The sequence below is a fragment of the Microbacterium phycohabitans genome (assembly GCF_032464935.1).
GTDB classification, from domain to species: Bacteria; Actinomycetota; Actinomycetes; order Actinomycetales; family Microbacteriaceae; genus Microbacterium; species Microbacterium phycohabitans.
Window position 1 is genome coordinate 144,083 of the sequence record NZ_JAWDIT010000002.1, and the last position, 24,285, is coordinate 168,367.

Annotated in this window: 20 protein-coding genes; 6 read left to right on the forward strand and 14 right to left on the reverse strand. The window is 72.9% G+C overall.

The features are described 5' to 3' along the window. Nucleotides 1-172: 172 nt before the first annotated feature. Genes mtnK through RWH44_RS05140 form a run of 4 tightly spaced genes read right to left on the reverse strand, consistent with a single transcriptional unit; the run spans nt 173 to nt 5,086 of the window. Nucleotides 173-1,375, reverse strand: a complete 1,203-nt coding sequence (gene mtnK / locus RWH44_RS05125) for an S-methyl-5-thioribose kinase (RefSeq protein ID WP_316003729.1) — start codon at nt 1,373-1,375, stop codon at nt 173-175. Then, nucleotides 1,372-2,436 carry an ABC transporter permease gene (locus RWH44_RS05130; protein WP_298876134.1) on the reverse strand — a complete coding sequence of 355 codons (1,065 nt, stop codon included), beginning with the start codon at nt 2,434-2,436 and terminating at the stop codon, nt 1,372-1,374. The genes mtnK and RWH44_RS05130 overlap by 4 nt, the downstream gene beginning before the upstream one ends. After that, nucleotides 2,433-3,995, reverse strand: coding sequence for a sugar ABC transporter ATP-binding protein (locus RWH44_RS05135; RefSeq protein ID WP_316003730.1), 1,563 nt, complete (start codon nt 3,993-3,995; stop codon nt 2,433-2,435). The genes RWH44_RS05130 and RWH44_RS05135 overlap by 4 nt, the downstream gene beginning before the upstream one ends. Beyond that, complete coding sequence (locus RWH44_RS05140; RefSeq protein WP_298876140.1) at nt 3,992-5,086, reverse strand: substrate-binding domain-containing protein; 1,095 nt, start codon at nt 5,084-5,086, stop codon at nt 3,992-3,994. The genes RWH44_RS05135 and RWH44_RS05140 overlap by 4 nt, the downstream gene beginning before the upstream one ends. A 215-nt stretch (nt 5,087-5,301) precedes the next feature. Between RWH44_RS05140 and RWH44_RS05145 the strand changes: the two genes are divergently transcribed. After that, the gene (locus RWH44_RS05145; protein ID WP_298876142.1) at nt 5,302-5,883 is read left to right on the forward strand and encodes a 1,2-dihydroxy-3-keto-5-methylthiopentene dioxygenase; all 582 of its coding nucleotides are present in this window, start codon (nt 5,302-5,304) and stop codon (nt 5,881-5,883) included. 252 nt (nt 5,884-6,135) lie between these two features. On the opposite strand, the gene arfA is transcribed toward RWH44_RS05145, so the two are convergent. Together arfA and RWH44_RS05155 are read right to left on the reverse strand one after the other, a co-directional pair. Continuing rightward, nucleotides 6,136-7,647 (reverse strand): arabinosylfuranosidase ArfA, encoded by a 1,512-nt coding sequence (gene arfA / locus RWH44_RS05150; RefSeq protein ID WP_316003731.1) that lies wholly within the window; start codon nt 7,645-7,647, stop codon nt 6,136-6,138. A gap of 196 nt (nt 7,648-7,843) precedes the next feature. Next, nucleotides 7,844-11,554, reverse strand: a complete 3,711-nt coding sequence (locus tag RWH44_RS05155) for an aldehyde dehydrogenase family protein (RefSeq protein WP_316003732.1) — start codon at nt 11,552-11,554, stop codon at nt 7,844-7,846. Between the two features lie 188 nt (nt 11,555-11,742). Here RWH44_RS05155 and RWH44_RS05160 point away from each other — a divergent pair, with 188 nt between their 5' ends. Then, the gene (locus RWH44_RS05160; protein ID WP_316003733.1) at nt 11,743-12,867 is read left to right on the forward strand and encodes a S1 family peptidase; all 1,125 of its coding nucleotides are present in this window, start codon (nt 11,743-11,745) and stop codon (nt 12,865-12,867) included. 172 nt (nt 12,868-13,039) lie between these two features. After that, entirely contained in the window at nt 13,040-14,017 is a 978-nt protein-coding gene (locus RWH44_RS05165) for an acetylxylan esterase (protein ID WP_316003734.1), read from the forward strand. A 130-nt stretch (nt 14,018-14,147) separates the two neighbouring features. On the opposite strand, the gene RWH44_RS05170 is transcribed toward RWH44_RS05165, so the two are convergent. Continuing rightward, the gene (locus RWH44_RS05170; protein ID WP_298876156.1) at nt 14,148-14,708 is read right to left on the reverse strand and encodes an acyl-CoA thioesterase; all 561 of its coding nucleotides are present in this window, start codon (nt 14,706-14,708) and stop codon (nt 14,148-14,150) included. Between the two features lie 68 nt (nt 14,709-14,776). Beyond that, entirely contained in the window at nt 14,777-15,697 is a 921-nt protein-coding gene (locus RWH44_RS05175; RefSeq protein WP_316003735.1) for a DUF817 domain-containing protein, read from the reverse strand. A gap of 65 nt (nt 15,698-15,762) precedes the next feature. Between RWH44_RS05175 and RWH44_RS05180 the strand changes: the two genes are divergently transcribed. Both RWH44_RS05180 and cofE read left to right on the forward strand, forming a co-directional pair. Beyond that, entirely contained in the window at nt 15,763-16,269 is a 507-nt protein-coding gene (locus tag RWH44_RS05180; protein WP_316003736.1) for a GNAT family N-acetyltransferase, read from the forward strand. Between the two features lie 2 nt (nt 16,270-16,271). Further along, on the forward strand, nt 16,272-17,030 hold the full coding sequence (gene cofE / locus RWH44_RS05185; RefSeq protein ID WP_316003737.1) for a coenzyme F420-0:L-glutamate ligase: 759 nt from the start codon (nt 16,272-16,274) through the stop codon (nt 17,028-17,030). 687 nt (nt 17,031-17,717) lie between these two features. On the opposite strand, the gene RWH44_RS05190 is transcribed toward cofE, so the two are convergent. Genes RWH44_RS05190 through RWH44_RS05200 form a run of 3 tightly spaced genes read right to left on the reverse strand, consistent with a single transcriptional unit; the run spans nt 17,718 to nt 19,593 of the window. Continuing rightward, nucleotides 17,718-18,314 (reverse strand): energy-coupling factor transporter transmembrane component T, encoded by a 597-nt coding sequence (locus tag RWH44_RS05190; protein WP_316003738.1) that lies wholly within the window; start codon nt 18,312-18,314, stop codon nt 17,718-17,720. Continuing rightward, nucleotides 18,308-18,994, reverse strand: a complete 687-nt coding sequence (locus RWH44_RS05195; RefSeq protein WP_316003739.1) for an energy-coupling factor ABC transporter ATP-binding protein — start codon at nt 18,992-18,994, stop codon at nt 18,308-18,310. The genes RWH44_RS05190 and RWH44_RS05195 overlap by 7 nt, the downstream gene beginning before the upstream one ends. Continuing rightward, a complete protein-coding gene (locus RWH44_RS05200) occupies nt 18,991-19,593 on the reverse strand; it encodes a biotin transporter BioY (protein ID WP_316003740.1) in 603 nt (200 codons plus the stop codon). Before RWH44_RS05200 ends, RWH44_RS05195 begins: the two co-directional genes overlap by 4 nt. Nucleotides 19,594-19,648: 55 nt before the next feature. On the opposite strand from RWH44_RS05200, the gene RWH44_RS05205 reads away from it, so the two are divergent. Next, on the forward strand, nt 19,649-20,224 hold the full coding sequence (locus RWH44_RS05205) for a TetR/AcrR family transcriptional regulator C-terminal domain-containing protein (protein ID WP_316003741.1): 576 nt from the start codon (nt 19,649-19,651) through the stop codon (nt 20,222-20,224). Nucleotides 20,225-20,409: 185 nt separating this feature from the next. Here the strand turns inward: RWH44_RS05205 and RWH44_RS05210 are convergent, their stop codons facing one another. The 3 genes from RWH44_RS05210 to RWH44_RS05220 all read right to left on the reverse strand — a co-directional run bounded on the left by RWH44_RS05210 (nt 20,410) and on the right by RWH44_RS05220 (nt 24,119). After that, the gene (locus RWH44_RS05210; protein WP_316003742.1) at nt 20,410-21,372 is read right to left on the reverse strand and encodes a cytochrome b/b6 domain-containing protein; all 963 of its coding nucleotides are present in this window, start codon (nt 21,370-21,372) and stop codon (nt 20,410-20,412) included. Nucleotides 21,373-22,377: 1,005 nt separating this feature from the next. After that, complete coding sequence (locus tag RWH44_RS05215; RefSeq protein ID WP_316003743.1) at nt 22,378-23,343, reverse strand: electron transfer flavoprotein subunit alpha/FixB family protein; 966 nt, start codon at nt 23,341-23,343, stop codon at nt 22,378-22,380. Beyond that, entirely contained in the window at nt 23,343-24,119 is a 777-nt protein-coding gene (locus tag RWH44_RS05220; protein ID WP_316003744.1) for an electron transfer flavoprotein subunit beta/FixA family protein, read from the reverse strand. The genes RWH44_RS05215 and RWH44_RS05220 overlap by 1 nt, the downstream gene beginning before the upstream one ends. Between the last annotated feature and the right edge of the window lie 166 nt (nt 24,120-24,285).

The window sequence follows — 24,285 nt, forward strand, 5'->3', positions numbered from 1 at the left end:
CCCAACGCGTTTCCCGGCACAAACAGCGTTTATCGCGAAGGATCGGCGGATGCCACGACCTCACCGCGTCGCCGACGCAGCCCGGCAGGGCACCCGCACGCGGCACCTCGCCGCCCGCCCACCTCGGGAGGGCACCGGCAGTGCACCCGCACACCGCGCCTCGCCCGATGCGTCAGCCCCGCACCTCCACCGTCCGCGCGGTGAGCACGCGCGGGTCGGCGTCGTCGAGACGCGCGGTGCCCAGGGTGCGCGCGACGCGCAGGACGAGCCGCGCGGCCGCGGCCTGCTCCGGCTCGGGCAACGTCAGGATGTCGGCGACCTTGGAGTACCCGACGATGCGGCGCACCGCCTTGGCCGCGGCGTAGACCGCGGCATCCGAACGCACCTGCGCGAGCGTGTGCTCGAGCACCTCGTCGCCGTACACGCGCGGGTCGACGCGGTCGGGCCAGCGGCGACGGAACTCGAGCTCGAACGCGTCGACGAGCTCGACCGGGAGCCGCAGGAGCGTCTCAGCATCGGCGGAACGCCCGAGCACCTGCGCCCGTGCCGCGGCGATGACGAGGTTCGCCCACACGGCACCGAGATCGAAGCCGGTGGGGCCGTAGGTGCCGAACTCCGAGTCGAACGCCCGCACCGACTCGCCCTCGGCGCGCACGAACACCGACCCGGTGTGCAGGTCGCCGTGCATGAGGCTCTGCGTGCTCTCCTGGAACCGCTGCTTGGCCAGGCCCATCTCGCGCACGAAGACCCGGTCGGCGCGGAGATCGCGCACGTCGTCGGCGTTGGCGTCGAGCCAGCCGTTGTGCTCGTGGTCGACGTACGGCTCGGTGAAGACGAGGTCTTCGGTGATCTCGCTCAGCTCGGGGTTGGTGGCCTCGGCGATGCGGCGACGGCGCTCGGGCCCCGGGATGCCGAAGACGCTCGTGGCGAAGCCCACCGCGCCGACGTACTCCCCGAGCTGCGCCGCCGCGTACGGGTGCAGCCGCCCGGCGATCAGCTCGCCGCGCCACACGGCGTGATCGCTGAGGTCTTCGATCGACAGGGCGAGGTTCTCGGCGTCGAAGCCGTGGAACGCCGGAACGTGCGCGGGATCGATCCGCTCGTGCACACCGAGTACGACTGCCTCGCGCGCCGCCCGCTCGCGGGTGAGCGGCCACGAGGGATCGACGCGCACGTGCGGCAGCGACTGCTTCACGACCACGCCGTTGCCGGCGGCATCCTTCACGATGAAGACGAGGTTGAGGTTGCCGTCGCCGACCTCGTCGACCGACACGATGGATGCCGGATCCACCGGGCCCGCCAGCCGCGGGCGCGCGGCGAGGTACGCGGGAACCGTCTCGACGGTCAGCTGATCGGTGAGGAGGGTGTCGGTCATGATGCGGTCGTGCTCCCGGCGACGATGGTGGTCTTGCGGCGGCGGAAGGTGAAGCTGAACAGCAGCGCCACCAGCAGGACGACACCCTTTCCGAAGTCCTGGATGTAGTACGGCAGGCCCATCATCGAGAAGCCCGTGACCATGACGGCGATGAGCACGGCTCCGAGCGCCGTTCCCCACGCGTTCGGACGCCCGATGCCCAGGACCGAGACCCCGACGAGCGAGACGGCCACGGCATCCAGCAGCAGGCTGTTGCCGGCCGAGACGTCGCCCTGACCGATACGGGCGGCCAGGACGAGACCGGCGATGGATGCCAGGATGCCGCAGCCGATGTACGCGGCGGCGCGGTACGCGCGCACGCGGATGCCGGCGAGACGCGCAGCCTCCGGGTTGGAGCCCACGGCGGCGAGAGCGCGACCCCAGCGCGTGCGATCGAGGACGAACCACAGCAGCACGGTGAGTCCGAGGAACAGCAGGACGGGCACCGACACCGGGCCGATCGACCCGCGGTCGAACCACAGGAAGTCGGGGGTGAAGCGCCCGGGGGCGGTGGTGCCGTCGTCGAGGGTCATCTGCGACGAGATCGACTTGCCGTCGACGATGATGAGCTTCAGCCCCACGACCGTGAACATCGTGGCCAGCGTCGCCAGCAGGTCGGGGATGCGCGCGAACACGATCAGGGCCGCGTTGACCGCGCCGATCAGGGCGCCCGAGATCAGCACGACACCGACGGCGATCCCGCCGACCTGGTTGCCGATCACCATCGTCCACGCCGCGATCGACACGGCGAAGCCGGCGTTGGCGCCGACCGACAGGTCGAGACCGCCGACCGTCATGGCCAGCGTCACGCCCAGACCGGCGATGCCGATCGGGGCGATGTACTTCAGCATCCCGAACACGTTGTCGGCCGTCGCGAACGCGGGCTCGGTGAGCGCGAAGAAGACGATGAGGAGCACCGTCACCGCGACGAAGCCCCACTTCGCGACGGCGTCGACGGCGCGCGAGCCGAGGCCCGCGCGCGGCTGCGCGAGGGCCGAGCTGCGGGAGGAGACGGTGGTCATGCGGTTTCCTTCCGGTGGCCGGAGTCGTCGAGGAGAGCGGCGACGATGCGCGCGCGATCGAGCGCGCCGGCGGGGGTGTCCAAGGCGATGCGGCCCGAGACGAGGACGACGATGCGGTCGGCGACCTCGAGCACCTCGTCGACGTCGCTCGAGAGCACCACGACGGCGGCGCCCGCGGCCGCGCGCGCCCGGACGGCGTCGCCGATGCGGCGCCGAGCCCCGATGTCGACGCCGCGGAACGGTTCGTCCAGCACCGCGAGGCGGGGGTCGGTGCGCAGCCATCGCCCGACGACGACCTTCTGCTGGTTGCCGCCGGAGAGGTCGTCGACGCGGGCGTCGGACGACGGGGCGACGACGCCGTACGCGTCGATCACCTCGTCGGCGGCGGCGTGCTCGCGCCGGGTCGCCATGACGCCGGCGCGGGAGAGGGCGCGCAGGACGGGGAGCCCCACGGTCCGCGCGATCGACCACCCGGGCTGGATGCCCTGGCGTTGACGGTCCTCGGGGACGAGCACGACCCCGGCGGCGATCGCGGCGGCGGGAGAGGTGGGGTGATAGGGCTCGCCGTCGAGCGAGAGGCGGGCGTCGCCCGTCGCGCGCACCCCGGCGACGATCTCGGCGAGCTCGGTCTTGCCCGCCCCGAGCAGACCCAGGATGCCGGTCACCTGGCCGCCCGAGACGCGCAGGGTAAGAGCCTCTGCGCCGGGCAGCAGCACGGCGTCGTCGATGGCGAGGACCTCGCGCCCGGCCGGGAGCGGGTCGGTGATGTGCTGCTGGAGTTCGGTCGGCACGCCCAGCATGGCCTCGAGCGCCGCGTGCCAGTCGAACGGCCGCCGGGCATCGAGCTCGAGGCGGCCGTCGCGCAGGACCACGATGCGGTCGGCGAGACGTTCGATCTCGCCGAAGCGGTGACTGACGAAGAGGATCGACAGCCCCTCGTCACGCAGGACGCGCAGCACGGCGAAGAGGCGGTCCGCCTCGGCGGCGGTGAGCGCCGACGTCGGCTCGTCGAGGATCAGCAGGCGCGGAGTCGAGCGCAGGGCGCGCGCCAGCACGAGCAGCTGCGCGTCGGACGTGCCCAGGCGGTCGGCGTCCGCACGCAGCACCTCGTCGCTCCACTCCAGGCCGAGGCGACCCAGAGCCGCGCGCGCGATGCGTTCCGCCTCCGCCCGCCGGACGAGCCGGTGCCCGCCGGTCGCGAGATCGGTGAGCGCGAGGTTGTCGGCGACGCTGAGCCCGGGCACGATCCCGTCGGCGATGCGCTGGTGCACCGTCTCGATGCCGGCCCGTCGGGCGCGGGCGGGAGAGGTGAGGCGCCGCACGGAACCTGCCACGGCGATGTCGCCCGTGTAGGCGGCGTTGGCTCCCGAGACGGCGCCGATCAACGTCGACTTGCCCGCGCCGTTGGTGCCCAGCAGCGCCGTGATGCTGCCCGGTTCGAGCGAGAGCGACACGTCGCGCAGCACCTGGTTGCTGCCGAAGCGGACGCCGACGCCGCTCAGGCGGACGACGGAGGTGTCGTCGGCCGGAGCGGCGTCGGCGTGCAGAGGTGAGGTCATCCCGAGATCGCGGGGAGCCAGTCGGCCACCACCGTGTCGCTCAGCAGCAGCGAGGGCTCGGCCTCGCGGAGCTGGGCGACATTGGTGATGCCCTTCTCGAGCAGGAAGTCGCGCGTGATCGTGATCGCGGGGAACTGCACGCTCGTCTCATCGAGCTGCCCGGCGAGCGAGAGGGCGAGGGCGCGCACGACGCCGGCCCCGACCGCGGAGGGGTCGGTCGCGCTCGTGGCCACCCAGGGGCTGCCGTCGGCGGTCATGACCTCGATGTCGGCGTTGGAGATGTCGATGCCGTAGACCTTGACCTTGTCCTGCAGGTTGTTCTGCTGCACGGCCTGCACGACGCCCTTGGTGATCTCGTCGTAGGGGGCGAAGATCGCCTGGATCCCGGGGTTCGCCTTGAGGGCTGCATCGATGAGCGGGATGTTGTCGGTCGCGGTCGACTCGGTGACCTTGCCGGTGAAGAACAGCTGGTCGAGACCGTGCTCGGCGACGACCTCGTCCCACACCTTCTTGCGGCGCTCGAGGGGCGCGAAGCCGTCGGTGCTGGCCAGGCCCACCTTGGCACCGTCGCCGACGTCGGCGACGAGCTGGTCGAGCACGCCCTGCGCCATCGACGCGTCGGACTGCGAGGTGACGATGACCCCGGTGGAGTCCTTCAGGGCGAGGTCGTACACGATGACCGGGATGCCGGCATCCACCGCGTCGTGCACGTGCGACTCGATCGTGTCGGTCTGACCGTGGTCGACGATGATCGCGTCGGGCTTGGCCGCGATCGCCTGCTCGAGGTCGGACGCCTGCTTCGCGTTGTCGTTGCGGGCGTCGTAGACGGTGAGGTCGATGTTGATCGCGGCGGCCTGGGCCTTCGCGCCCGCGGTCCACGCGGTGAAGAAGTCGCCGGCGCCGGACTGCTGCACGAGGGCGACCTTGACGGGTTCGCCGTCGAACGGCGAGGGAAGGTTCTCGACCTTCTGCACGGGGGCCGCCGAGGCCGCCGGAGCGGCGGTGTTCTGCTGCGCGCAGCCGGTGAGGGCGAGGGCGGCGATGCCGGCGGTCGCGACGAGCGCCGCCCAGCGGTGGGATCGAACGGACACGGGGTCCCCTTCGTCGAGGAGTGGGGTGCGAGGAACCGCCCGGATGCTGTGCCGGTCGGCCGTCGAGAAGTCAAGCAGCACCCGAGACGGTCCAGTTATTCGAGGTTGCACTTTGTTACACCGCAACCCCTGATCCTGCCCGGCGAGTGGGCACTCGGGCCGGATCGACGACAGAATCGGATCATTCCGCTCATATCGCGCCGAGAGGAGGAGCCGTGACGCTCCTGACCGTCTGGAAAGAGACCGACCCGAGCACGCCCGTGCTCGAGACCACCGACGAAGCGGAGATCCGCGAGGCGCTGGCCGAGCTGGGTGCCCGCTTCTCGCGCTGGGAGATCCGCGACGTGCCCTCCGGGGCGTCGCAGGACGAGGTGCTCGCGCTGTACGCCGACGAGATCGACGAGGTCAAGCAGCGCGAGGGGTACACGCTCGTCGACGTCGTCGCCCTCGACCCCGCGCAGGAGAACTACGACGAGGTCAAGACCCCCTCGCGCCAGAAGTTCCTCTCGGAGCACCAGCACGACGACGACGAGGACCGCTACTTCGCCAAGGGCGCCGGGGTCTTCTACCTGCACGCGAACGACAAGGTGCACGCGGTGTACTGCGAGGCGGGAGACCTCATCTCGGTCCCGGCCAACACGACGCACTGGTTCGACATGGGCACCGCTCCCCACTACGTCAGCGTGCGCTTCTTCCACGACGACGACGGCTGGGTCGGCCACTTCACCGGCAGCCCGATCGCGGAGTCGTTCGCGACCTTCGACCAGCTCGCCGAGCGTCGCGCGCAGCTGGCCTGACGCTCAGCCCCGGGCCCAGCCGAATCTCGCAGAAACGCGCGTTCCTCGCAGGACTCTCGATGGGTTCTGCGAGGAACGTGCGTTTCTGCGCTCTGCCGCTGGCGTGTGACCCCGGCAGGCGGTCGGAGCGTCAGAGCGGCGCGCAGCCGGCCTGGCGCCGCGTCAGCTGATTCGGGGCGCGATTCTCTGTTCGGGGCGTGATTCTTCTGCCCCGAAGGCGGAATCGCGCCCCGAACCGTCACCCCGACCGCGTCACGCGCGCGCGAGCGAGACCGCCGCCCACGCGATGGGCGGCAGCGTGACGTACAGGATGCCGTCGACGACCCGGGTCTCGAGTGCCCCCGGCTGCACGCGATCGGGGTCTTCGAGCGTGTTGCGGGCGTAGGGGTCGTCGTCGTGGAGCAGGTGCGCCTCGGCGACCTCGACGTCCCCGAGACCCGCGACGTCGATCCGCAGCTCGATCGCTTCCGCACGGCCGCGGTGCACGAGGAAGATCGCCGTCGCCCCGGTCTCAGGATCGTGGGTGGCGACGGCGTCCACCGCCGGGACCGCGCCGAACTTCTCCGTCTCGATCACCGGCGACTCGACCTGCAGACGCACGGCGTCGCCCTGCGCGAGGCGCGACGTGATCGCGAAGGGGAAGAACGTCGTCTGGCGCCACGACGGTCCACCGGGCTCGGTCATGATCGGCGCGATGACGTTGACGAGCTGGGCGAGCGAGGCGGATGCCACGCGGTCGGCGTGCTTGAGGAGCGAGATCATGAGGCTGCCGAAGACCACGGCATCCAAAGCCGAGTACACGTCCTCGAGCAGACGCGGGGCGACGGGCCAGTCGTCGATCGCCGCCGGCTTCACAGACGCGACGCGGTCCATGTACCAGACGTTCCACTCGTCGAACGAGATGCCTATCCTCTTGTCGCTGCCGCGCACCGCGCCGACGTGATCGGCCGTGGCGATGACGGCGTCGATGAAGCGGTCCATGTCGGTCGCCGAAGCCAGGAACGAGTCGATGTCGCCGTCGTGCTCCTGGTAGTACGCGTGACACGAGATCATGTCGACGTCGTCGTAGGTGTGCTCCAGGACGATGCGCTCCCACTCGCCGAACGTCGGCATCTGCGCTCCCGACGACCCGCACACGACGAGCTCGATCGACGGGTCGAGCTGACGCATCCCCTTCGCGGTCTGCGAGGCGATCTTGCCGTAGTCGTCGGCCGAGCGGTGGCCGAGCTGCCAGGGCCCGTCCATCTCGTTGCCGAGGCACCACACCTGCACGCCGAACGGGGCTTCGCGGCCGTTGTCGATGCGCTGCTGCGACAGCGTCGATCCCCCGGGGACGTTGCTGTACTCGAGCAGGTCGATGGCCTCGAGCGTGCCGCGGGTGCCGAGGTTCACCGCGAGCATGAGCTCGCTGCCGGCCTTGTCGAGCCAGTCGGCGAACTCGTGGAGGCCGATCTCGTTCGTCTCGGTGGAGTGCCACGCGAGGTCGAGGCGGCGCGGGCGCTGCGCGCGTGGGCCGACGCTGTCCTCCCAGCGGAAGCCCGAGACGAAGTTACCGCCGGGGTAGCGGATCATCGAGACGCCCAGCTCGCGCACGAGGTCGAGGACGTCACGGCGGAAGCCCTGCTCATCCGCCTCCGGGTGGCCGGGCTCGTAGATGCCGTCGTAGACGTGGCGGCCGAGATGCTCGACGAACCCGCCGAACAGACGGCGACGGACGGCCCCGATCGGGAATCGGGGGTCGAGAGTGAGTCGGGCAGCGGTCATCGGTGCTCCTCGCGTTCGGCCTCCGACGTTACCGCCCGGAGGCGTTGCCGCTAAACGTTTTCGAAACCCGGTGGCCCGCGCTCCGCGGCGCTCCACCGAGATCGCACGATCCGCGCGAGCGCATGCGTTCCCACCGCACCACAGCCGGTGCCGTCGTCACGGTCAGGCGACCTCGCCCGGCGAGGGACCGCGGGCCTCAGATCACCTCGGCGCTCCAGCCGTCGACCCGACCGAAGCGGAACGCGCCGATCGACACCGCCTGCTCGCGCAGGAACGGCAGCAGCTCGAGCCGCCCCGCGGTGGTGACCTCGTCGGTATAGAGGGTCAGCGACACGTCGGTGCCGACCGTCTCGGCGACCGCCGTGCGCACCGCTGCGACCGTGGCCGCAGGGCCGACCAGGCGCACGCGCCCCGGCCGGGGAGCGACGACCGGGGCGTCGGCGCCGAGGGTCTCGGCATCCGGGATGCCACCCGCAAGGCGCTGCAGCCATTCCTCGTCGCTCTCGACCGAGACCGCGATCTCGCTCTCGCCGAGCAGGTGCCGCACCGCGGCGGGGAGACCCACCGGGGTGCTGAGCGAGAAGGTCGATCCCGAGCGCACCGCGGCGACGAGCACGCGCAGCACCGCCTGCCAGGGGGCGTCGGCCGTCGCGCGCACGGCCACGTCGGCCGGGCGGTAGCGGCGGAGGTTCCGCTCGACGCCGAGGCGCGAGACGTCGCGCACGCGGCCGTACTCCCGGTCCCACGCCACGGCGTCCGACAGCGCTCCGCGGCGGAGCCAGTCGAACGCCTCGTACGACAGGGTCGGCTGCGCGGCCTCGATGAGCGCCGTGATGCGGCTGTCGAGCCCCCTCAGGTGCAGCGTCGACGACGACGCCCCACCCGTCGAAGGACGCCACGAACCGACGGTCACGAGCCGGTTGGGTCCGCCCGACATCGCTCCGTCGCCGACCGTCGCCTCGCCCCACCCGCCGATCGGCTCGCGCTGCACCACGGCCCCCGTCGAGGGTCGGTTCACCCGCAGCACCGCGGCCTCGACGGTGTCGAGCCACAGGTCGAGGTCGGCCGTGTCGCGCGTGTGCAACCCGGCGACGAAGCCCGAGCCGATCGCGTTCTGCAGCTCGATCGCCCGCGTCACGGTGGGGGCGTGCAGGATGCCGAGCACCGGCGCCGCCACCGCGGCCCGGGTGAGGTGCGACCCGGCGGTGACGCCCGTGCGCACGCCGGGCGACCAGAAGCGACCGGCCGTCTCGGGGCCGAGGTCGAGCTCGCGCGGCTCGATGAGCCACCGCTCGCCGTCGCCGAGCACGGTCAGGGCGCGCCGGACCTCGCCCGTCGGCTCCTCGACCAGCGGCCCGACGTCGGACAGCGGGTCGTCGGCCGGGCCCACGCGCAGCGAGGTCACGGCATCCTTCAGCTGCTCGGTGAACCGCGCGGAGCGCGCGACCGCACCGACGAGGATGACGAGCGACACCGCGGTGGCCGCCTGGCCGGCGCGCGCGAACGCCCCGGCCACGATGTCGGCCACGGCCTCGTCGAGGTCGGCGGACGGGGCCACGATCACGGCGTTGCGTCCGGCGGTCAGCGCCTGCAGGCGCAGCGCGGGGCGCCACCCGGCGAAACGCTCGGCGGTGGTCCGGGCCCCCGCGAGCAGGACGCGGTCGACGCCCGGGTGGGCGATGAGCGCCCGGCCGGAGGCGTCTTCGTTCAGGTCGACGTACGCGAGCACATCGCGCGGCACGCCCGCCGCCCACAGCGCTTCGGCGACGACCGCTCCGGCACGGCGCGCCCGCGGCGAGGGCGTGAGCAGAACGCCCGATCCCGCGACGAGAGCGGCGAGCGTCTCGGCCGCGCACAGTCCCACCGACGCGTTCCATCGGGGCGCGACGACCGTGAGGCGATCGGGGACGAACACCGCCCCCGGTACCCGGTCGAGCTCCTTGGCGGTGGCGGCGTAGTACGCGGCGGCGTCGACCGCCTGGCTCACCTCCGCGTCGGCCTCGGACAGCAGCGCGCCCCCCTCGGATGCGAGCACCTCGATCAGGTCGGCGCGACGGTCCGCGAGAGTCCGCGACGCCGCAAGCAGCACGCCCGCGCGATCGGCGGCGGCCAACGCGCCCCACGCCTCGGCTCCCGTGCGCACGCGCGCCACGACCTCGTCGAGGCCGGCCTCGTCGTCGATGCGCCCCGCGGCGGCCGTCGCGTCGCCCACGATCGAGCCGCCCACGCGGTCGAGCACGGCGAGGCCCCAGGCGCGGTCGGCGGCGACGGTCGGATCGGTGTCGGCGGTGTTCCGGAAGCCCGCGGCTCCCCCGGCGAGCTCCGCACTCTCGCGCGCCGAGAACACCGCGGTGTCGACGAACGCCTGCCCGCCGAAGAGCATCTGCTGCACGTCGGGACCCAGGGCGGAGGTGTCCTCGGATGCCGCGGCCTCGCGCGCGATGCCCAGCACGGCCTGGGTGAGCCCCGGGTCGTCGGCGTCGGCGTCGGCGGGGTCGCGCAGGATCGCGGGCTCCTGCGCGAGGTCGCGCTGCGGCGTGCGCATCGCGGGCGGGGGCGCGTCGGCGGCGGAGAGCGCCCGCCGCGCGCGAGCGGCGACGGCGGCGGTCTCGAGCGCCGCGGTGTCGGGATCGCCCGCGCGGTCCGGGGCGGCGTCGGAGGGCGTGTCGCCCGCGAGCACCGGCGCCGCCGGGGGGAGGGCGGGCGCCGTGGCGACGGTCGCGGCGAACAGCGCGGCCGGGGCCGCGGCGACCGCGTCGAGGTCGTCGGGATGCACGACCGCCACCGTGCGCACCGGAGCGATGTCGGGGACCCACGCGGTGCCACGCGGCAGGACGAGTGCGACGTCGTCGCCGAGCGCGAGGGCGAGGGCCGCGCGCTCCGGGTCGGCCGTGGCGACCTCGACGCGCACACCGTCGAGGGCGCGCGGGCTCAGCGCCTCGCGCAGTGCGCGAACGAGCGCGGCATCGACGTCGTCGCGCGTCGTGACGGCGGGCGCGGGCCAGCCGTGGCGGGCGGAGGTCACGGCATCCGTGGTCGGGATCGGCGCGTCGTCCAGGCGCAGGGTGAGACGCTCGCCGCCGTCCTGCACGCGCTGCCGCGCCCACGCCGCGAGCTCGCGGACGGCGTCGACGGTCTCGGCGACACCCACGGGAAGGGCGATGCCCGCGCGCGCACCGACCAGACGCGGCTCCTCGAGCACGCGCGTGAGCACCGCGACGCTCGCGTCGAGCTCGGCGCGGTCGCGCACGACGAGGGTGAGATGCGTCCCGGCCGCGAGCGCGTCGAGGAACAGCGGCAGAACCCGCTCGGCCGCGTGCTCGACCTCGGCGTCGAAGGCCCAGGCCGAGCGACCCGCCACCGCGTCGGCGAGTGGGAACGAGACACGGTCGACGTCGTCGCGCGCGACGAAGGCCCGGATGCCGTCGAGCCGGCGCCGCGCGGACGTGTCGCCGAGCACGGCGGGTCCGACCAGGCGCAGGTCGAGGCTCTCGCCGTCCGCCGCGAGTGACGCGAGACCGGCGGCGAGGCGCTCGGGACGCGCGTCGACGACGAGCGCGGCCGTCAGCTCGCGCAGGGCGCGCTTGGCGAGGGGGACGGCGGGCGTCGGCATCACGGGCGCGACCGCGCCGCCCAGCTGGAGGGCACCGCGCACGAACCACGGGAGCGACGAGGGCGCGACCTCGGCCAGGCGGTGCAGGGCCGCGGCCGAGGCCGTGAGGCTCTCGGGCCGGAGCACGCCGTCGACGGCGGCGGCGGTGAAATCCGCGGCGGCGGCGTCGGCGGCGACATCGCCGCGGGCCGGTGAGGCGCGGCGCGTCGAGAAGGCGGTGATGCGCGTCGCGGCACGCTCGGCGACGTCGGAGGAGAGCGAAGGACCGGTGGGGCGAGGGTCGTTGGTGCTCATGAGCGTCAGCCTAGGCATCGCGCGCGTTGCATCCCGGCGGCCCGCCGCGCAAGAGGCGGATCGAGCGGATCGGCGTTGTTGCACCGAGGACAGCAACGCGAGGAAAATCCTTCGCATTTCGTCCTCGCCGTGTTTTCATGGCCGTGGGTACCCACCATTTATCCCCCCTGGATGGAAGGTCACTCCACGTGAACCGCATATCGAAAACGGTCGTCGGCGCTGCCGCCCTCGGCCTCTTCCTGACCACCGTCGCCACCGCTCCCGCGCTGGCGCAGACCCCCGTCCCCCCGACGGATGCCGCCGTCGACGGCGTCGACGCGCAGCTCCTGCAGGCGATGGCCGCCGATCTCGGCACCGACGTCGAGGGCGCGGCCGATGTGCTGCGTTTCCAGGCCGACGCGGCCGATACCACGGATGACGTCGCGTCGGCGACGGGTGACGCGTACGCCGGCGCCTGGCTCGACGAGACCACCCGCACGGTCTACGCGGCGGTGACGACGGATGCCGCGTCGACCGCCGCGGTCGATGCCGGCGCCGTGCCGGTCGAGGTCGCGCACTCCCTCGACGACCTCGAAGCGATCACCGCGCGACTCGAGACCGCACCGGTTCCCGACGTCATCCCCTCGTGGTGGATCGACGTCGAGGCCAACGACGTGGTGCTCGACGTCGTGGCGGGAGGCGAGCAGGCCGCCGCCGACTTCGCCGCCGGCCTGGGCGCTCCGGCCGACGCGGTGCGCCTCGAGACGGGGGCCGCCGCACCGCAGACCTTCGCCACCATCCGCGGCGGCATGGCCTACAACATCAACAACCAGAGCCGCTGCTCGGTCGGTTTCGCCGTGCAGGGCGGTTTCGTCACCGCCGGTCACTGCGGTGAGACCGGCGACAGCACGACCTACGGCACGTTCCAGGGCTCGTCGTTCCCGGGTAACGACTACGCCTGGGTCGCGACCCCGTCGCACACGCCCGTGGGGCAGGTCATGGACTACGCCGGCGGCGCGGTCGCGGTCAAGGGATCGACCCAGGCCGCCGTGGGCGCCACGGTCTGCCGATCGGGGTCGACGACCGGATGGCACTGCGGCCAGATCCAGGGCTTCAACTCCACCGTGCGGTACGCCGAGGGGTCGGTCTCAGGGCTGATCCGCACGACCGTGTGCGCGGAGCCCGGCGATTCGGGCGGGTCGCTGCTCGCCGGCAACCAGGCCCAGGGCGTGACCTCGGGCGGCTCCGGCGACTGCACGTCGGGCGGCACGACGTACTTCCAGCCGGTGAACGAGATCCTGCAGACCTACGGCCTGCGCCTGCTCACCAGCTGATCCCCTCCGGGTACCCCGGTGCCCCGGCCGTCGTGTGCGGCCGGGGCACTGCCGTGCGCGCGGGGTCACGCTGCCGTCACCCGATCCGCTCCGCGCGGGGCGTCGCAGACGCGAGGGCACCGCCGCGCTGTTCGCTACTGTCGGTGCAGCCCCCACATCGACGGAGATCCGCATGGCCCAGACTTTCACCGACCTTCCCCTCGAGCTCCTGCGGGAGTACCGTCCGGCGCTCACCGCGCCCGACGATCTGGACGCGTTCTGGGACGAGACGCTCGCCGAGGCGCGGGCGGCGGCCCGCCCGCTCCGGCTCGCGGATGTCGCCTCGCCGGTGCGGGCCCTGCGCGTGCAGGACCTGACGTTCACGGGCTTCGGCGGCGACGAGATCCGCGGCTGGGTCGTGCGCCCGCACGGCGACGACGACCTGCCGACGGTCGTCGAGTTCATCGGTTACGGCGGCGGCCGGGGACTGCCCGGCGAGAAGACCGCCTGGGCGACGGCGGGCTACGTCCACGTCATCATGGACACCCGCGGGCAGGGATCGACGTGGAGCGTCGGCGACACCCCCGATCCGCACGGATCGGCCGCCGCCTTCCCGGGTGTGATGACCCGGGGCATCCTCGACCCCCGCGACTACTACTACCGCCGCCTCTACACCGACGCGGTGCGGCTGGTCGACGAGGTCTCGCGGCTGGACGGCGTCGACGCATCGCGCATCGCCGTCACCGGCGGGAGCCAGGGCGGCGGACTCGCGATCGCCGCCGCGGCCCTGGCAGGGGATGCGGTGGCCGCGCTCCTGCCGGACGTGCCGTTCCTCGCCGATTTCCCGAACGCGATCGTGCGCACCCCCCTCGCCCCGTTCACCGAGATCACGCGGTTCCTCTCGACTCACCGGGATGCCGAAGACGCGGTGCTGCGCACCCTCTCCTACGTCGACGGAGCCGTTCTCGCCCGCCGCATCACCGCCCCCGCACTCTTCTCGGTCGGGCTCATGGACGACGTCGTGCTGCCCTCGGGCGTCTTCGCGTCGTTCCACGCGCTGGCCTCCGCCGACGCCGAGATCGAGGTGTACCGCTACAACGGCCACGAGGGCGGCGGCTATCGCCACTTCATGAAGCAGGTGGCCTGGCTCGACGCCCGCTTCGGTCGCTGAACCTGCGCCCGCCCGCTCCTCGGCGCTGCGCGCGGGATCGGGTGAGGGGGCGCGGGCCGCGGCGCACGGCATCCACTCCCCGGTCCTTTCGGCGGATGCCGCGGGGCCGGGGTTTCGTCGCGCCCCGCGCTCAGCTCCAGACGCTGGGCGCCGGGCGCTTCGTCGAGGGCAGGGCGGAACCCGCGGCCCAGTCGTGCACCCACGACTCGATGTCGGGCAACCCCTCGGGGCGACCGACCGCAGCGAAGAGCTCGTCGTGCGGAACGGTTCCGCCGGTGCGGCGCAGGATGCGGGCCCGGATCATCGCGCGGGCGTAGATCTCGCCCTTCACCAGCGCGCGGTGCTCGAGGTAGACGGCTCGGTCGTCGTGTCCGATCAGGCGCGTCTCGAGCTCGAACCGCTGCCCCAGCTCGAGCGAGCGGCGGAAGGTGATGGTCTCGGCCGCGACCACGGCGTACCACCCCTGCCGCGTCATCGCCGCGAGCAGACCGGTGCGCGTGAGCAGGTCCCACCGGCCCAGATCGAACAGCGAGAGGTAGCGGCCGTTGTTCAGGTGCCGCAGCAGGTCGATGTCGGTCGGCAGCACGCGGATGCCCAGGCGCGCGACCGTGTTGGGGTCGATGGGTCCCTCGCGGCGGAGGCGACGGCGGGCACGGAAGAGCACGAGAAGCGTGCGCCAGAGGACGTTCACGAGGGGCGAGCGTAGCGAGTCCACGACGGATCAGCGATCTCGTTGTCGGTTCTCCACAGGACGCCGTCTCACCGCGTCGGCGCGGGCTCCTCGGCATCCGGTCCCCGCGGCGGATACACCCACGTCACCAGCACGACCGACACGATCATGAGCAGGAACCACGACGACAGCTTCGACGCATCGACCGGATGCCACCCGCCCACCTGCGAGGGGTACAGCCACGCCCCCGCGTAGGTGGCGATGTTCTCGGCGAGCCAGATGAACAGCGCCACTCCCGCGAAGGCCAGCAGCAGCGGCATCCGGAACGTGCCGCGGAAGAAGCGGAAGTGCATCGTCGTGCGGGCCCACAGCACGACGACGGCGAGGAAGAGGATCCAGCGCAGATCGACGATCCAGTGGTGCGAGAAGAAGTTGACGTAGATCAGCGCGGCGACCACCGCGGTGAGCCACCGGCGGGGGTAGCGCGAGAAGCGGAGGTCGAACAGCCGGTACACGCGCACCATGTAGCTGCCGACCGCGGCGTACATGAAGCCGCTGTACAGCGGCACACCACCGAGGCGCAGGATGCCGTCGGCGGCGTACATCCACGACCCGACGTCGGTTTTGAACAGCTCCATCACGGTGCCGACGATGTGGAAGAGCACGACGACGCGCAGCTCCCGAAGGGTCTCGAGGCGCCCCGCCACCATGACGACCTGGATCAGCACGGCGGCGATCGTCAGGGCGTCGTTGCGCGCGAGCGCGGCGTCGTCGGGATACCAGAGCTTCGCCGCGAGCACCACGACCAAGAACGCGGCGCCGAACACGCACGCCCACGCCTGCTTGAGCACGAACACGCCGAACTCGACCGCGCGCGCCCGCGCACCCCCCGTGGGCGCTCCCGCGAGCAGGCGGTGGGCGACCGCGTCGATACGCGCCTCGACGGAGGTGAGCGGCTGACGTTCCGGCACGGCGGCATCGTGCCACACGCCTCCGAACGAACCCTCCATTAGCGCATCCGGCCGCCCCTCACCGTCGATTTCACCTGCGCCCGGGCCGCGCGTAGAGTCACGCCATGACTGCGGAAACCCGAACCGACATCGTCGTCCGTCCGGTGCGCGATGTGGATGCCGAGGCCCTGGGCCGCGTGCACGCCACCTGCTGGCACGAGACCTACGACCACCTCATCAGCAAGGCGGCCCTCGAGGCCGTCTCGCCGCGCCGCATGGCGGAGCTCTGGACCCACTGGGCCGCCCAGGGCGACGGATACCGCATGCACGCCGCCCTCGTGAACGGCGAGATCGTCGGCTTCGTGGGCTCGGGCCCCGCGCGCGACGACGACGCCCCGCGCGAGCGCGAGCTGTACTTCATCTACCTGCTCGACGCCTACCACGGCACGGGCATCGGCCAGCAGCTCTTCGACGCCGCCGTCGAAGAGGGCGAGGGCCTGTACCTCTGGGTCGCCGACGACAACCCGCGCGCGCACCGCTTCTACGCGCGCAACGGCTTCGCCCTCGACGGTGCGTCGCACACCGAGCCCTTCCTCGGCGAGGAGCTCACCGAGGTGCGCTTCGTCCGCTGACCGTGCTGCAGATCTGGGCCCTCGACGGCATCCGTGAGATCACCCCGGGAGACGACCTCGTCGGGGTGATCCTGGATGCCCTCCCCGAGCCCCTCGCCGACGGCGACATCGTCGTCGTCACGAGCAAGATCGTGTCGAAGGCGGAGGGGCGCATCATCGAGGCCGCCGATCGCGAGGACGCGATCACGCGCGAGACCGTGCGGCTCGTGGCCTCCCGCACCTCCCCCACCGGGCACGTGACGCGCATCGTGGAGAACCCGCTCGGCATCGTCTCCGCCGCCGCCGGCGTCGACGCGAGCAACACCCCCGAGGGCACCGTGCTGCTGCTCCCCGTCGACCCCGACGCCTCGGCGCGCGCCCTCGCGACCGGCCTGCGCACGGCGACCGGAGCGCACGTGGGCGTGATCATCACCGACACGCTCGGCCGGGCCTGGCGCGAAGGCCAGACCGATCACGCGATCGGGGCCGGCGGCATCCACGTGTTCGAGGACCTCCGCGGAACGGTGGATGCCGAGGGCCGCCCCCTCGTGGTGACCCTGCCGTGCGTGGCCGACGAGATCGCCGCCGCCACCGATCTGGTGAAGGGCAAGGCCTCGCGCCGTCCCGTCGCGGTCGTGCGCGGACGCGGCGACCTCGTGGGCGACCTCGACCTGCCCGGTGCGCGCTCGATTGTGCGCGATCCCGCCCGCGACATGTTCCGCCAGGGCGCCGATGAGGCGTACGCCGAGGGCTTCGCCGCGGGGCGGGCGGCCGGCGCGTAGCGCGTCCCGTCGTTCATCCCTCGTCCCACTTGTGGCGGTGCTCGTCCCCACTTGTGGCGGTGCTTGTCCCACTTGTGGCGGCGCTTGTCCCACTCGTGGCGGTGCTTGTCCCACTTATGGCGGTGCCTGTCCCACTTGTGGCCGCTTGCGGGGCCCACGACCGGCCATAAGTGGGACGAGGTAACCCCTGCCCCGCCCCGCGACCCCGGCGATGCCTGAACCCGCACCCCGCCGCCAGCGGCCGCCGCCCTTCGGCACCCCCTCCCCTCCGGTGGAGCATGTCCCACTTGTGGCGGTGCTTGTCCCACTTATGGCCACTTGCGGGGCCCACGACCGGCCATAAGTGGGACGAGGTAACCCCTGCCCCGCCCCGCGACCCCGGCGATGCCTGAACCCGCACCCCGCCGCCAGCGGCCGCCGCCCTTCGTCACCTCCTCCCCCCAGCGGTGCCCGTCCCACTAATGGCGGTGCCCCCTCCAGCGGTGCTTGTCCCACTTATGGCGGTGCCCGTCCCACTTATGGCCACTTGCGAGGCCCACGACCGGCCATAAGTGGGACAAGGTCACCCCTGCCGAGGTTGTGCGGCCGAGACGACACAAGAGTCGTGTGGCCGAGGCGGCGAAGAGGGCGAGCGACCCGCTCGACGAGGCGCAGCCGAACACCCACGCGAGCGCAACGGACCCGTCTTCAGCGAACGCCGCGGGCGGCGAGGGCCTCGCCGAGCTGGTCGGCGTGCCGCAGCGAGAGCACGACGAAGGGAAGGATGCCCGCTCGCAGCGACGGCCGCACCCCGCGGGCGCGCTGCGCCTCGCGCACCTCGGCGGCCAGCCGCGCGAGGACGGGGACGGTCGTGATGGTCACGGCGAGCAGGAGCGCCGCGCGCTCGGCATCCATCCCGATCCTCCGCAGCGGGCGGAGGCCGCGCTCGAGCGCGTCGAGCATGTCGTCGACGCGGGTGGTCAGCGGCAGCAGGGCCGCGGTGAGCAGCGCGGCCGCGACGCGCGCGGTGTTGGCCAGTGCCGGCTCGGGGCCGAGGAAGACGAGCTGGCCGATCGCGGTGATCGCGAGGATCCAGCGCAGACCCCCGACCTGCCGGCCCAGCTCGCGCATCCCCAGGCCCGACGCGGCGTAGGCGACGACGACCGCTGCGGCGCAGACGGCGGCCGCCCACGCGGCGCTCGGCAGCGACGCCAGGCCGAGCGCGACGACCGCGAGCAGGAGCATCGTGGGGCCGGCCGGCATCCGGTGCAGGAAGCCGTCGCCGGGTCGGTAGAGGCTCAGCATGCAAGCGTCCGTTCGTAGGCGTCGACGACACCGGATGCCGTACCCGCGGCGACCACGGAACCCTCGGCGAGCAGCACGGCGGCGTCGCAGCGTCGCGCGAGGTCGAGGTCATGGGTCACGAGGACGAGGGCGTGACCGGTGTCGGCCAGGAGGTGATCGGCCACGAGCCGCGCATTGCGGGCGTCGAGGTAGGCCGTGGGTTCGTCGGCGACGACGAGGTCGGGATCGCGCACGAAGGCCCCGCACAGCGCCAGCAGCTGCTTCTGCCCTCCGGACAGATCGTGCGCCGGTCGATCGGCGAGGTCGGCGAGACCGAAACGCGAGAGGGCCCGGGCCACCCGCTCCGCGCGCTCGGCCTTCGGCAGACGGTCGGAGCGCAGCGAGAAACCGACGTCGTCCGCGACCACCGGCATGACGATCTGCGCATCGGGATTGCTGAGCACCAGGGCGACGCGGCGGCGAAGCTCCGCGTCATCCCGGTCGGGGTCGAGGCCCCGCACGCTCAGGTCTCCCGCCGAACGTGTCACGAGGCCCGCGACGAGCCGCGCGAAGGTCGACTTGCCGGAACCGTTGTCGCCGATGACGGCGATCGTTCGGGCGGCGAGGTCGAGGGTGACCTCGCGCAGCACGTCGCGACCGCCGAGGCGGGCCGACAGCCCGTCGCAGCGGATCGTGCTCACGCGGTGGTTCCGACCTCGACCCGCGCGGGGGCCTGCGCGTTCCACTCGCGGCGGAATTCGCGGGGATAGGCCCGCACGAGGGCGGTCACCACCACCGTCGCCACCGCCGCCTTGAGCAGGTCGCCGGGCACGAAGACGAGGCTGGAGAGGATGGTCTCACCGAGCGGGAGGCGGGTGACCAAGCTCTGCACCGGGATGCCGAGGGCGTAGATCGCCACGACGCCTCCGAGGAGCATCGCGAGGACGGTGCGCCAGACGACCGGGCGCCGACCGCCCGCGTGGACGATGAGGCCGATGACGATCGCGCCGAGGATCCATCCGAGCGCGTATCCGGCGGTGGGGCCGAGGAAGACGCCGAACCCGCCCCGTCCCCCGGCGAGCAGGGGAAGACCCACCGCGACCAGGGCGAGCAGCACCGTCACCGACAGCGCGCCGAGCCAGGGGCCGAGGACGGCGCCGGCGAGCATGACGCCGAGCGTCTGGGCAGTGATGGGCACACCGCCGAAGACCGGGAAGCTCCCGGGCAGGCCGAGGACCGCGATGAGAGCGGCGAAGACGGCGACGCGGGCGAGGTCGGTGGCGTCGAGGCGACGGGTCATGGGGAGGCCTTCCTGAACGGTGTTCACTTGAACGGCGTTCACTATACTCATCCCCATGGCACCGCGAGGACATTCCGCCGACGACGTCGCGCGCACGGCCCTGCGCATCCTCGACGACCACGGCCTCCCCGACCTCACGATGCGCCGCCTCGCGACGGCGCTCGAGGTGCAGCCGAGCGCCCTCTACTGGCATTTCCCGAACAAGCAGTCGCTGCTCGCGGAGCTGTCGGACCGGATCGTGAGCCGCATGGCATCCGGTGCCGCCGTCGACCTGTCCCGCGAGGCGCACGCCCTGCGCGACGCCCTGCTCGCCTATCGCGACGGCGCCGAGGTGGTCTCGAGCACGCTCGCGATGGGCCTGGGCTCGTCGGTCGCGCTCGAACGCCTGTCTGCCGCCGTCACCGCCGCCGGCTCCGACGCCGCCACCGCCCGCCGGGTCGCCACGACCGTGCTGCACTACGTGCTCGGTTTCGCCTGGCACGAGCAGCAGCGCCTGCAGTACGACAGTGCGGGGGCGCGGCCGGAGTCCGCCGGGGGCGCGGGCGCGGACCTCGCCGCTGCCGACCCGACGAGCGGCGACTTCGCCTTCGGCCTCGACCTCATCGTCGCCGGTCTCCGCGCGCGCACCTGAGGCCCGCTCGACCGCGGGTCGTCGGCGAGGCCGCGGGTCGTCGCCGACCCCGCAGGCCGCCGCCGAGGGCAGCGGCCGTCGCCGGATCGCGGGCTCCCGCCGAGGCCGCATGCGGTCGGCCGCGGTCGCGTGCGTCCTCGGCGACCGGGGGCGGTCTCCGCGCTCCCGCCGGACCCGCGCGCGGGTCAGCGCTGCTTGACCTCGCCGAACAGGCGGGCGATCGGCACGAGCACCGCGGGCCGCGCGGCGATCCACGCCGCAGCCATCACCACGAGGGATGCCGCGAAGATCAACAGACCGGTCGGATCGCTCGTGTACGCCTCGGGATCGACGGACCCGCGGGCGGCGTACATGTGGTTCAGGTTGCGAAGGGCACCGGTGGCGAGCACGAGTGCCACGTGCACGACGATGAACGCCACGAAGAAGAGCATCGTCGGGAAGTGGACCTTGCGCGCCCACTCCGCCGGATACAGCCGGTTGAGCTTCTCGGCATCCTTCGGCCAGATCCCCGACAGGCGCACACCGCTGACGATCGCGAGAGGAGCGGCGACGAAGGTGATGGCGAAGTACGACAGCTGCTGCAGGCTGTTGTAGTTCACCCACCCGTTCTCGGTGGGCCAGTCGAGAGAGGCGTACTGGAGCGCCGCCGAGAGGGCGTTCGGGAAGACCTCCCACGACGTCGGCACGATCCGTATCCACTGTCCGGTGACGAACAGCAGCACGACGAACACGACGCCGTTCGCGATCCACAGGATGTCGAGCGCCTGGTGGAACCACAGGGTGAGGCTGATGCGCCTCCTCTTGTCGGTGCGCGGAGACCAGAAGGCGGAGGGTCTCTTCTCGCGGCGCACCTGCCAGCCGGTGCGGATGATCAGCAGCAGGAAGAAGCTGTTGAGGAAGTGCGACCAGTTGAGCCACGCGGGCAACCCGACGGGCGCGGACGCGGGGAGGGGATATTCGCCGGGGAAGGCGGCGAGGAAGTCGCGCCCGGGTCCGATCGCGAGCACGAAACGCGCGAGCAGCACGGCGATGCCGACCAGGGCGAGCGCGAAGACGCCGAGAACGGCCGTCGATCCGAGCAGCTGGACGGGCGAGTAGTCGCGCAGAGCGGCGGGAGCGGTTGTCGCCGCGGCCGGTCGGGGTTTCACGGCGGAGCCGGCGCCGGGCGTCGCGCGTCGCGCCGCGGCCCCGGGCCAGACGGTCCGGCGAACCGTGAGGGGAGGGCGCGGGGCGGCGTCCGCGAGGGCTGCGGGCACCTCGGGGGCTTCCGGCACCCCGGGCGCAGCAGGCGCGCCGGTCACTCCCGGTGCGGCGGGCGCAGGAGTCGTTCCCGGCACTCCGGGCGCAGCGGGCGCGCCGGTGGTCACTCCCGGTGTGGCGGGCGCAGGAGTCGTTCCCGGCACCCCGGGCGCAGCAGGCGCTCCGGCCACTCCCGGCGCAGCGGGCGCTCCGGTCGCTCCCGACGGAGGGCGGGACGACGCGAGCGGGCGCGGGGGCATCCCGCCGCCAGCGTCCTGTTCCGACCCCCGGTCGGAAACGGGCACCGACGTCGGAGGCGTGGGCGCCCCCGCCCCGACTCCATCACGCCGCTGCGATTCCGCTGCCGCCCGCGAACCCGAACCGGATGCCGGGGGCCAGGGCTCCCCGCCCGGCTCGCGCGGGAGCCCTCGGCGCACATGGCCGGCCACGGCATCCGTCTCCGCAGGCGCGGCGGCCGGGCGCGGGGCGGTGCCGCTGCCCGCGGGCTCGTCGGAGGCGGAGTCGCGGACCGGAACCGCATGCGACGGCACCTCCGATCCGATCGCATCGACCCGGTCCGATGCGGGGACGGGCGTCGCACCCGCGTCGGACGGAGCGAGGGATGCCGCCGGCCAGGGCTCCCCGCCCGGCTCGCGCGGAAGCCCTCGGCGCACGGTGGTTCCGGAGGCCGGCACGGGGCGGGATCCTCCGGCATCCTTCGGCGACAGCTCGGGGTTCGTCGCGTTGTTCGTTTCCCGCGGGGCGGGATCCGCGAGATGCGCGCCGCTCTGCGAACTCCCCCCGGCGTCCGGAGGGGACGCGTCGCCGGACGCGCCGGAACCCGCGGGCGGCCAGGGCTCCCCACCGGGGACGCGCGGCAGCCCGCGACGCGGAGTGCGGGGTGTGGACGCCATCTACTTCTTGTGGGCCTCTAGCGCGCTGATGAGTTGCGGGACGACGGTGAACAGATCTCCGACGATACCGAAGTCGGCGATGTCGAAGATGGGTGCGTCGGGGTTCTTGTCGACCGCTACGATCACACCCGCCGTCTGCATGCCCGCCCGGTGCTGGATCGCCCCCGAGATCCCGAGCGCCACGTACAGCCGCGGCGACACCGAGACCCCGGTCTGTCCCACCTGCGTGCTCGCCGGGGCGTACCCCGCGTCGACGGCCGCGCGCGAGGCGCCGACGGCCGCGCCGAGCACGTCGGCGAGCTGCTCGACGAGGGCGAAGTCCTCCTTCGATCCCACTCCCCGACCGCCGGCGACGACCGCGGCCGCTCCGCGCAGCTCGGGCCGCGTCGAGGGGGCCACGGTCTCGGAGAAGTCCTCGACCCGCGCGGACGGGATGGCGGATGCCGTCACCTGCAGGCCGTGCACCTCGAGCGGTCGCGCGTCGAGGCGCGCGTCGACCGCCCCGGGGCGCAGGGTCGCGACGAGGGGGCCGAAGGTGGGTGCTCCCTCGACCGTGAAAGCTCCGCCGAACGCGGCGTGATGGGCCACGACGCCGAGCTCGTCGCGCCCGACGCCGACGATGTCGGTCGCGAGGGGGAGGCGCAACCGCACCGCGAGGCGCGCCGCGGCATCCCGCGACTCGATCGCGTTCGAGACCAGCACGAGATCGGGGCTCTCGGCCGCCACCGCCGCGGCGAGCGCATCGACGACGGGGCCCGTCAGCAGGTCGGGGTCGACCGCGGCGGTCAGCACGCGCACCGCTCCGAGCTCCGCGGCCTCCGCGGCGGCGTCGTCGAGCAGCGCAGCCGGAGCGGCGAGCACCGCCACCGGCTCCCCCACCGCGGCCCCCGCCGCCAGCAGCCCGGCGGCCGAGGCGGCGAGCCCTCCGGACGGCAGCACCTCGAGCAGGACCAGAGCGACGCTCATCACGCCACCCCCTCGGCGAGGAGGAAGGCCGCGAGCTTCTCGCCCGCGTCGCCCTCGTCGACGATCTTCGTCCCGGCCGCGCGCGGCGGCCTCTCGGAGACCGACAGCATGATGTACCGCGCCTGCGCCGGGTCTTCGGCCACGACGCCGAGGTCGGCGGCATCCACGGTGTCGAAGGGCTTCTTCTTCGCGGCCATGATGCCCTTGAAGGTCGTGAAGCGCCCCTCGGGAAGCGCCTCGGTGACCGAGACCACCGCGGGCAGGGATGCCGACACCCGCATCGTCCCGGCATCGCTCACGCGCTCGCCCGACACCGTGTCGTCGGCGACGTCGAGGCTCGACAGCGCCGTGAGCTGCGGCACGCCGAGGAGCTCGGCCACCATCGCGGGAACGACTCCCCCACCGCCGTCGGTGGAGAGGTTGCCCGCGATCACGAGGTCGAAGCCCGTGCGGCGGATCGCCGCGGCGAGCACATCGGCGGTCAGCAGCAGGTCGGCGCCCCGCAGGGCGTCGTCGACGACGTGCACGGCCGAGGTCGCGCCCATCGCGAGGGCCTTGCGCACCGTCGCCGTGGCCGATGCCGGAGCCATGGTGAGGACCACGACCTCGGTGCCGGGGTGCGCGTCGGCGTGCGCGAGCGCCGCCTCGACCGCGCGCTCGTCGATCTCGTCGAGCACCGGGGCCGACGCGGAACGGTCGGTGAGCCCCGTCTCGAGGTCGAGACGACGCTCGCCCCACGTGTCGGGGACTTCTTTGATGAGCACCACGATCTTCATCGACGCGGCTCCTTCGTTCGGGGGACGGATGCCGCGACCTCGCGGCGGGGGAACGCGGGCCTCGACGAGGTCGTCCGATGGCGCGCCGAGACAGAGGTCTCCGAGTTCGGCGAAGGGATCGGAACCCGCGACGGCTTCGACAGGCTCAGCCCCCGGTCACCCCGGG